Annotated in this window: 9 protein-coding genes; 7 read left to right on the forward strand and 2 right to left on the reverse strand. The window is 70.1% G+C overall.

The features are described 5' to 3' along the window. Positions 1–292 precede the first annotated feature (292 nt). The 6 genes from VIP82_RS03010 (at position 293) to VIP82_RS03035 (ending at position 4,880) form a co-directional block, all read left to right on the forward strand. A complete protein-coding gene (locus VIP82_RS03010) occupies positions 293–1,057 on the forward strand; it encodes an AzlC family ABC transporter permease (RefSeq protein ID WP_331905807.1) in 765 nt (254 codons plus the stop codon). After that, entirely contained in the window at positions 1,054–1,368 is a 315-nt protein-coding gene (locus tag VIP82_RS03015) for an AzlD domain-containing protein (protein ID WP_331905808.1), read from the forward strand. Before VIP82_RS03010 ends, VIP82_RS03015 begins: the two co-directional genes overlap by 4 nt. A gap of 62 nt (positions 1,369–1,430) precedes the next feature. Beyond that, positions 1,431–1,796 (forward strand): DUF6113 family protein, encoded by a 366-nt coding sequence (locus VIP82_RS03020; protein ID WP_331905809.1) that lies wholly within the window; start codon positions 1,431–1,433, stop codon positions 1,794–1,796. Positions 1,797–1,918: 122 nt separating this feature from the next. Further along, a complete protein-coding gene (gene fdxA, locus VIP82_RS03025) occupies positions 1,919–2,239 on the forward strand; it encodes a ferredoxin (protein ID WP_331905810.1) in 321 nt (106 codons plus the stop codon). Position 2,240: 1 nt separating this feature from the next. Next, on the forward strand, positions 2,241–3,392 hold the full coding sequence (gene dapC, locus VIP82_RS03030) for a succinyldiaminopimelate transaminase (protein ID WP_331905811.1): 1,152 nt from the start codon (positions 2,241–2,243) through the stop codon (positions 3,390–3,392). 189 nt (positions 3,393–3,581) lie between these two features. Further along, the gene (locus VIP82_RS03035; protein WP_308870139.1) at positions 3,582–4,880 is read left to right on the forward strand and encodes a citrate synthase; all 1,299 of its coding nucleotides are present in this window, start codon (positions 3,582–3,584) and stop codon (positions 4,878–4,880) included. 101 nt (positions 4,881–4,981) lie between these two features. Here the strand turns inward: VIP82_RS03035 and VIP82_RS03040 are convergent, their stop codons facing one another. Next, positions 4,982–6,427 carry an MFS transporter gene (locus tag VIP82_RS03040; RefSeq protein WP_331905812.1) on the reverse strand — a complete coding sequence of 482 codons (1,446 nt, stop codon included), beginning with the start codon at positions 6,425–6,427 and terminating at the stop codon, positions 4,982–4,984. A 177-nt stretch (positions 6,428–6,604) separates the two neighbouring features. On the opposite strand from VIP82_RS03040, the gene VIP82_RS03045 reads away from it, so the two are divergent. After that, entirely contained in the window at positions 6,605–7,174 is a 570-nt protein-coding gene (locus tag VIP82_RS03045; protein ID WP_331905813.1) for a TetR/AcrR family transcriptional regulator, read from the forward strand. 53 nt (positions 7,175–7,227) lie between these two features. Here VIP82_RS03045 and dapD read toward each other — a convergent pair whose 3' ends face one another. Further along, a complete protein-coding gene (gene dapD / locus VIP82_RS03050) occupies positions 7,228–8,184 on the reverse strand; it encodes a 2,3,4,5-tetrahydropyridine-2,6-dicarboxylate N-succinyltransferase (RefSeq protein WP_331905814.1) in 957 nt (318 codons plus the stop codon). Positions 8,185–8,691 lie beyond the last annotated feature (507 nt).

Consider the following 8,691-nt stretch of genomic DNA (forward strand, 5'->3'; position numbering starts at 1 on the left):
AGGGCGGTCGCCAGGCCGGCGGCTCTGGTGAGTGGTCGCCGGGGCGTTCGGCTGCGGAGGGCGCGCACGGGCAGCGTCGTTCTCATGGGACTCCTTCGTCCGGAAGCAGAATCCGTGATGAGAACGGGCGGTGGCACCCACAAGCGAGGAAGCGTTTTCTGCGTGTGCGACCAGCATGGTCCGGGCGGGTGGAAAACGCAATCCCGGAGAGCGGATGCCGTGCCGGCGAGATGGGCCAGTCGTCTCGAGGCGGACCGGCGTGACGCCGCGCACCCGTCGGTAGCATGACGACGTGACCCTCGACCCCCACTTCGATGACGCGCACAGCGCCGGAGAGGCGAAGCGGGCCGTTCGTCAGGGGCTGGGTGTGGCCCTCGCGACGAGTGCCTACGGCATCTCGTTCGGCGCGCTTGCGGTCGCCGCAGGACTCGACGTGTGGCAGACCTGCGTGATGAGCCTCGTGATGTTCACGGGCGGGTCCCAGTTCGCATTCGTCGGGATCGTCGGCGCCGGGGGACTGGCGGCCGCACCCGCCGCGATCGCCTCCGCGGCCCTCCTCGGCGTGCGCAACGTCGCGTACGGCATCCGGATGTCCCCGGTGATCGGCCCGGGCTTCTGGCGCCGCGCCGCGGCTGCGCAGTTCACGATCGACGAGTCCACCGCCGTCTCGCTCGCACAGCGCACGCCGCGCGCCCGCACCCTCGGTTTCTGGGTCACGGGCATCGGCATCTACGTCGGCTGGAACCTGTCGACGCTGGCCGGCGCCCTGCTCGGCGACGTGCTCGGCGACCCGCGGGCGTACGGGCTGGATGCCGCGGCGGCGGCCGCCTTCCTCGCCCTGCTGTGGCCGCGTCTCCGGGCCCGGCAGCCGATCGTCGTGGGGGTCGCCGCCGCCGTCGTCGCGACGGTGCTGACGCCGGTACTCATGCCCGGGTTGCCGGTGATCGTCGCGGCGGCCGTCGCGATCCTCGTCGGCTGGACCAACTGGCTCGGCAGGGACGATGCGGCGGATGCCGCCGAGCCGGACGACGTCGCGGAGCGGGAGGGTCTGCCGTGACCATGTGGACCGCAGTGCTCGTGGCCGCGATCGTGTGCGTGGCGCTCAAGACCGTCGGCTATCTCATCCCGCCCCGCTGGGTGGAGGCACCCACTCCACTCAGGATCGCCGACCTGCTGACGGTGGCACTGTTGGCCGCTCTCGTCGCCGTGCAGACGCTCGGCGCGGGTCAGGCCGTCGTGGTCGACGCCCGCGTGCCCGCCGTGCTCGTCGCCGCGGGGCTGCTCCTCCTACGCGCGCCGTTCCTCGTGGTGGTGATCGCCGCGGCCCTCGTGGCGGCGCTGCTGCGGCTGTGGGGCTGGGCGGCGTAGGCCGTCGCCCGACCGCGTGAGCCGGCGCCCGCCCTCACAGGCGAGGTCGGTACCATCGAGGCATGCGTCCTTCCGTCCCCGCCCGCGTCGGCAGCTGGATCGTCGCACTGCTCGTCGGGCTGGTGTACGGGGTCGCCGGAACCGTCGCCCACGCGTATGCGATCGGCTGGTTCCCGCTCGGGCTGATCCTCGCGGTGATCGGATCGGCGGCACTGCTGCTGGCGGTTCGGCTCCTCACCTCCGACAGGTGGGCGACGCTCGCGACCGGCGGCGGCATGATGATCTCCACGCTGGTGTTCTCGGGGAGCGGACCCGGAGGCTCGGTGGTGGTGCCGCAGACCGGCCTCGCCGTGGTCTGGACGTTCGCGGTGCCGATCCTGGTGGCCCTCGCCGTCGCCTGGCCCGAGCGCGTCCGCGCCGCCGCCTGAGCGGACGACCGGCGCCGCTCATACGCGACTTCCGGGCGTGGCCGGCCCAGCTCGGAGGCTCCGCCCCGTTCCGATGCGCGACGGGGCGTGGGGTCGACCCCGCTCGGACGTAGACTGAGCGGGTGACGTACGTGATCGCCCTTCCCTGCGTGGACGTCAAGGACCGCGCCTGCATCGACGAGTGTCCCGTGGACTGCATCTACGAGGGCGACCGGTCGCTGTACATCCACCCCGACGAGTGCGTCGACTGCGGCGCCTGCGAGCCGGTCTGCCCCGTCGAGGCGATCTACTACGAAGACGACCTGCCCGACGAATGGCAGGACTACTACAAGGCCAATGTCGAGTTCTTCGACGACGTCGGCTCCCCGGGCGGTGCGGCCAAGGTGGGTGTGATCCACAAGGACCACCCGATCATCGAGGCGCTCCCGCCGCAGGAACACTGACGTGGCGGTAGCCGACCTCGCGGACTACCCCTGGGACGCCGTCGCTCCGTACGCGCAGAAGGCACGCTCGCACCCCGACGGGATCGTCGACCTCTCGATCGGATCGCCCGTCGACCCGACGCCCGCGGTCGTCGCCGACGCGCTGCGCGCGGCGACCGACGCCCCTGCGTACCCGCAGACCGTCGGCACGGCGTCGCTGCGCGCGGCGATCGCCGAGTGGTACCACCGCCGTCGCGGCGTTCCCGGCCTCACGCCCGACAACGTCCTTCCCACCGTCGGCTCGAAGGAGCTGGTCGCGCTGCTCCCGCTCCTGCTCGGCCTCGGCCCGGGTGATGTCGTGGTCCATCCGCGCGCCGCCTACCCCACATACGAGGTGGGGGCGCGCCTCGTCGGCGCCACGCCGGTCGCGTCGGACGACCCCGCCGAGTGGCCGGAAGGCACCCGCCTCGTGTGGGTGAACTCGCCCGGGAATCCGGACGGCCGTGTTCTCGACGTCGATGCCCTGCGTGCGGCCGTCGCACGTGCGCGGGAGCTGGGCGCGGTGCTCGCGTCCGACGAGTGCTATGCCGAGCTCGGCTGGGACGCCCCCTGGGATCGCGAGCCGGTGCCGTCCGTGCTCGATCCCCGGGTCACCGCCGGCGACCTGCGCGGCATCCTGTCGGTGTACTCGCTCAGCAAGCAGTCGAACCTCGCCGGCTACCGGGCCGCGTTCCTCGCCGGAGATCCTTCCGTCGTCGCGCGCCTGCTCACGGCACGCAAGCACCTCGGCCTCATGCTGCCGCTGCCGGTGCAGGTCGCGATGGTCGCCGCCCTCACGGCCGACGTCCACGTCGCCGCCCAGAAGGAGCTCTACCGTCGCCGGCGCGAGATCCTGCGGCCGGCCGTCGAAGCGGCCGGTTTCCGCATCGACGCGAGCGAGGCGGGCCTGTACCTGTGGGCGAGCGAGGGCCGCGACGCGTGGGAGAGCATCGACCGCCTCGCCGACCTCGGCATCCTCGCGGGTCCCGGCCATTTCTACGGCGTGCACTTCCCGCAGCACATCCGGCTGTCGCTCACCGCGACCGACGACCGCATCGCCGCGGCCGCCGAGCGCCTGCGCGCGGCGGGGTCCACTCGGCGCGGCGAAGACGCGGGCGCCATCGCCCCTCGCTGAGGATTCCTCCATCGGATGCCGCGTCCCTTTGGCCGTGTCAGCAGTAGGCGCAGCGGCGGACTAGGCTGTAAGGACGCGGCGACGCGGCATGCCCCGTCCCGCCCCTCCGTTCTGACGCAGACCGCCCCACGGTGTCGCTCAGGACCGGACGACACCCCCCGGTACGACCAGAAATCGCGAGGAGGCGCCGTGAGCGACGCGGGCACCCAGCAGGAGAAGGCCACCCTCACGATCGGTGATACGTCCGCCGAGTTCCCGCTCCTGCGGGGCACCGACGGCTCGCCGAGCGTGGACCTCTCCACCCTCACCCGCCAGACCGGCTATACGGCTCTCGACTACGGCTTCGTGAACACCGCGGCGACCAAGTCCGCGATCACGTACATCGACGGCGACCAGGGCGTCCTGCGCTATCGCGGCTACCCGATCGAGCAGCTGGCGAAGAACAGCACGTACCTCGAGGTGGCGTGGCTGCTCATCTATGGCGAGCTCCCGACCGCCGACCAGCTGGGGGAGTTCGACGAGAAGATCCGTCGGCACACGCTGCTGCACGAAGACCTCAAGCGATTCTTCTCCGCGCTTCCTCATACTGCGCACCCCATGTCGGTGCTCTCCTCGGCGGTGTCGGCGCTCTCGACCTACTACGAGCACCAGTCCGACCCCAACAACCCCGAGCACGTCGAGCTCAACACGATCCGCATGCTGGCGAAGCTGCCCGTCATCGCGGCGTACGCACACAAGAAGAGCATCGGCCAGGCGTTCCTGTACCCCGACAACTCGCTCGGATTCGTCGACAACTTCCTCAAGCTGAACTTCGGGGTGCTGTCCGAGGTCTACCAGGTCGACCCGGTGATGTCCCGTGCGCTCGAGCGTCTGCTGATCCTCCACGAGGACCACGAGCAGAACGCCTCGACATCGACGGTGCGCCTGGTCGGATCGACCGGCGCGAACCAGTTCTCGTCGATCTCAGCCGGCATCAACGCGCTCTACGGGCCGCTGCACGGCGGCGCGAACGAAGCCGTGCTCGACATGCTCGGGCGCATCCGCGACTCCGGTGAGAGCGTGCAGCGCTTCGTCGAGCGCGTGAAGAACAAGGAAGACGGCGTGAAGCTCATGGGCTTCGGGCACCGTGTCTACAAGAACTACGACCCGCGCGCCAAGCTCGTGAAGGAGTCGGCCGACGAGGTGCTGAACGCTCTCGGCGTCAGCGACCCGCTGCTGGACCTCGCCAAGGAGCTCGAAGAGATCGCGCTCAACGACGCGTACTTCCAGGAGCGCCGGCTGTACCCCAACGTCGACTTCTACACCGGCGTGATCTACAAGGCGATGGGCTTCCCGACCCGCATGTTCACGGTGCTGTTCGCCATCGGGCGCCTGCCCGGCTGGCTCGCGCAGTGGCGCGAGGCCGCGGGAGACCCGCAGACCAAGATCGGCCGCCCGCAGCAGCTGTACGTCGGCGCCGAGGAGCGGAACTACCCGGGTCTCTCCTGACCCGGCGCTCGATATCGCGTGCGTCGTGCACGAATCACGGCAGAAATGACGGATGCCGCGCCCCTCAGGGCGCGGCATCCGCTGTTCGAGTCGCGCGGCGATCAGGCGACCTCGGCGAGCGTCGCGGGCTCGTCCGCGTTCTCCGCGTCGGTGGGCGTGGTCGCGGCATCCGTCGATCGACGCGGCCGGACGCCCAGCACGATGACCGCAGCGACCACGGCGCCGGCGGCGAGGGTCAGCCACGCCACGGCGTACCCGTCGACGGCGGGGGATCCGCCGGGAGCGACCGAGCCGAACACGATCGCGGTCGTGAAGGCCGAGCCGATCGCCGATCCGATCGTGCGGAGGTTGGCGTTGACGCCGGTCGCGATGCCGGTGCGGTCCGCCGGAACGCTCTCGACGATGATGCTCGCGGTGGAGGCGTAGGCGAGCCCGATGCCGAGCCCGAACACGCCGCCCGCGATGGCGAGGGTGAGGACCGTCTCGTGGTCGAAGACGGCGAACACCACGCCGCCCGCCATGAGCAGCGCGCCGAGCGCCATCATGAGCCGGAGCGGGATGACGCGTGCGATCGCTCCCGTGGCGAAGCCGACGCTCGACATGCCGATGAGGAGCGGGAGCAGCGCGAGTCCTGCCGCTTGCACGCCGAGCCCGAGGCCCCATCCCGAGTCGGCGGGCGTCTCGAGGAACTGTGGCAGGTAGCCCCAGAAGCCGAAGGCGGCGGCGCCGATGAGGAGTGCGGCTGTGTTGACCGGCCAGATGGCGCGCGTCGCCATCAGGCGCAGGTCAACGAGCGGGTTGTCGGAGCGCAGCTCGGCGACCACCCAGGCGACGACGAGCGCCGCCGCCGCGGCGAACATGCCCAGCGTGAGCGGCGACGTCCAGCCCCAGCGGGCACCCGAGCTGAGCGGGACCAGCAGGGCGATCAGCCAGCCCGAGAGCAGGACCGCCGAGACGACGTTCACGCTTCCCGTGGCGCGGAGTCCTGCCGGCGGAACGAGCATCGCGGTCAGCGCGATGCCGGCCACGGCGGCGACGAACGGCACGGCGAAGATGCCCTGCCAGCCCAGCAACTCGGCGAGGGGGCCGGCGAGCACGCTGCCCGCCGCACCGCCGATGCCGATGATCGCGCTCGTGGCGCCGATGGCCCCGGTGAGCTGGTGGCGGGGCATCACGTCGCGCAGCAGGCCGAAGGCGAGCGGGAACAGCGCACCGCCGATTCCCTGCAGCACGCGGGCGAGGATCAGGATCTGCAGGTTCGGCGCGAACGACGCCACGATGTCGCCGATCGCGACGACGCCGAGGACGGCGAGGAAGGTGTTGCGGCGGCCGCGAAGGTCGCCGATCCGGCCGAGGAGGGGAGTGGCCACCGCGGCGGCGATGAGCCACGACGTGTTGGTCCAGGATGCCGCATCCGCCGTCACGCCGAAGTCGGCGGCGATCAAGGGGATGACGGGGATGACGAGGTTCTGCAGCAGCGCGAGCGAGGCGACGCTGAGGGCGATCGCCGCGAACGCTGCGCGAGGGGTGAAGGGGATGGTGGGCATCGACGGGCCTTCCGATGGGTGCGGATCCGATGAATGCGGAGTAAAGTGGAGGTAGGTCTCCGAACGGAGGAAGCCTCCGCTTTGAGATTAGCGGAGGATGCCTCCGTTTCGCAACCACAACTTCGTCCGCAATCGCCTCGGCGGTCGCGGTCAGCACCACCACGGGAGGTCGTCGGGATGTCGGTCGTCGAGCGGGTATCCGCGCTGGATGCGCGCCGTCCCCAGCGGGCCGACGCCGCGCGCAACTTCGACGCTCTGGTAGCCGCCGGACGCGAGGCGTTCGCCGAGGAGGGTTCCGCCGCCTCCTTGGAAGACATCGCCCGTCGCGCCGGGGTCGGCATCGGCACGCTCTACCGGAACTTCCCGACCCGCGACGATCTGATCGAGACGCTCTATCTCGGCGAAGTCGATGCGCTCGCGCGCGCCGCCGATGAGGTCGCCGATCTCGAGCCCTGGGACGCGCTGCGCGCCTGGCTCGATCGCTTCGTGACGTACGTCGGCACGAAGCACGCGCTCCTGGACGGGCTGAACCGCCGATCTCCGGTGCTCGCCGAGTGCCGGACCATCATGCTGTCGGCCGGTGAGCCGCTGCTCGAGCGCGCGCAGGCTGCCGGTGTCGTCGATCCCGACATCTCCATCGGCGACGTGGTCAAGCTCGTGTCGGGAGTCGCGGCCGTGGCGTCGTTCGACGACGAGGCTCAGCGCCAGCGCGTGCTCAATCTGGCGATCAACGCGATCCGCCGCTGATCTCGACGGCTGGCCGCATCGCCGACGTCGCGATGCGGCCCCGCCGGCCGATGTCAGGCGTGCAGTGCCTCGTTGAGTGTGACGCCGACACCCGCTCGGCGGACCGCCTCGACGGCACCCGTCAGCGAGTTGCGACGGAACAGCAGCCCGGCCACGCCCGACAGCTCGGCGCCCTTGACGGTCGTGGGCGAGCCGTCCGCGCGACGCGGCTCGTCCGGGAGCACCACCTTGGTGCCGGCGGTGACGTAGAGGCCCGCCTCGACCACGCAGTCGTCGCCGAGCGAGATCCCGATGCCGGCGTTCGCGCCGAGCAGCGTGCGCGCGCCCACGGACACCTTGTGCGTTCCCCCGCCGGACAGGGTGCCCATGATCGACGCGCCGCCGCCGATGTCGCTGCCATCGCCGACGACGACGCCCTGTGAGATGCGACCCTCGACCATGCTCTGGCCGAGCGTGCCGGCGTTGAAGTTGACGAACCCTTCGTGCATGACAGTCGTGCCCGGAGAGAGGTACGCGCCCAGGCGCACGCGCGAGGCGTCGGCGATCCGAACCCCCGGGGGCGTGACGTAGTCGAGCAGACGCGGGAACTTGTCGAGACCCTGCACCTGGATGCCGTCGCGCGCGAGATACGGACGAAGGCGGGTCAGCGTGTCGGGATGAATCGGGCCGGCGGTGGTCCAGGCGACGTTCGGCAGGTGCGCGAAGACACCCTCGAGATTCACCTCATTGGGACGCACCAGCAGATGCGAGAGCGCGTGAAGGCGCAGATATGCATCCGGCGTGGACGAGGGCGGGGCATCGAGGTCCGCCTCGACCGCCACGACGTCCACGGTGACGGCGCGACGCGGATCGGCCACCGCGAGATGGTCGAGCTGATCGGGCGCCAGTTGAGGGTCGAACCCGAGCGGGATCCGTCCCGCCGCGGGGGAGGGGAACCACGTGTCGAGCACGGTTCCGTCTTCTGCGGTCGTCGCGAGGCCCACGCCCCACACCCATCGTTCTTCGGTCATGCTTCCACGCTAGCGCGGTCGGCCTGGCCCGGTTCCCGCATGTTTCCGCGGGTGTGGGGGTGCGACACGCCCGGGGTGCGGGCTGGATTCGACGGGTCGGCCGGTCGCACGTAAAGTATTACTTGTTCGCCCCAAAGGGTAGAGCGGAAGGCCGGAAGGCCTGGCTCCCCTCAAGCAGTGAACAACCCCATCCGAACTGCTCCTGGTGAGTCTGCCGGTTTCGGCTTAGGATGGGTGTCTTCCACTCTCGTGTGCGTCGGTCGGCGTTGTGGTGGGGTCTTGTGCCTCGCTGCGTCGGTTTGACAGGCGGAACGGGGTGTGTAAGATAGAGAAGTTGCCCAGCGGCGAAGGTTGAAAGACCGGAAAGCTGGTGCGTCCGATCTTTGAGAACTCAACAGCGTGCACTTGTCAAATGCCAATTTTTGTATCCTCGCTGACCATTTGTTTGGTTGGTGGGGGTCCTTTTTGGATCAATTCATGGATGTCAGTTTGATATTCGTTTTTGGT

The sequence above is a fragment of the Microbacterium sp. genome (assembly GCF_036566905.1).
Lineage (GTDB): Bacteria > Actinomycetota > Actinomycetes > Actinomycetales > Microbacteriaceae > Microbacterium.

What these genes read in the sequence shown, in the direction of transcription:
- VIP82_RS03020 (WP_331905809.1), top strand. Translation starts at nt 1,431, where the DNA reads ATGCGTCCTTCCGTCCCCGCCCGCGTCGGCAGCTGGATCGTCGCACTG.
- VIP82_RS03040 (WP_331905812.1), bottom strand. Translation starts at nt 6,427, where the DNA reads ATGCCCACCATCCCCTTCACCCCTCGCGCAGCGTTCGCGGCGATCGCC.
- VIP82_RS03045 (WP_331905813.1), top strand. Translation starts at nt 6,605, where the DNA reads ATGTCGGTCGTCGAGCGGGTATCCGCGCTGGATGCGCGCCGTCCCCAG.
- dapD (WP_331905814.1), bottom strand. Translation starts at nt 8,184, where the DNA reads ATGACCGAAGAACGATGGGTGTGGGGCGTGGGCCTCGCGACGACCGCA.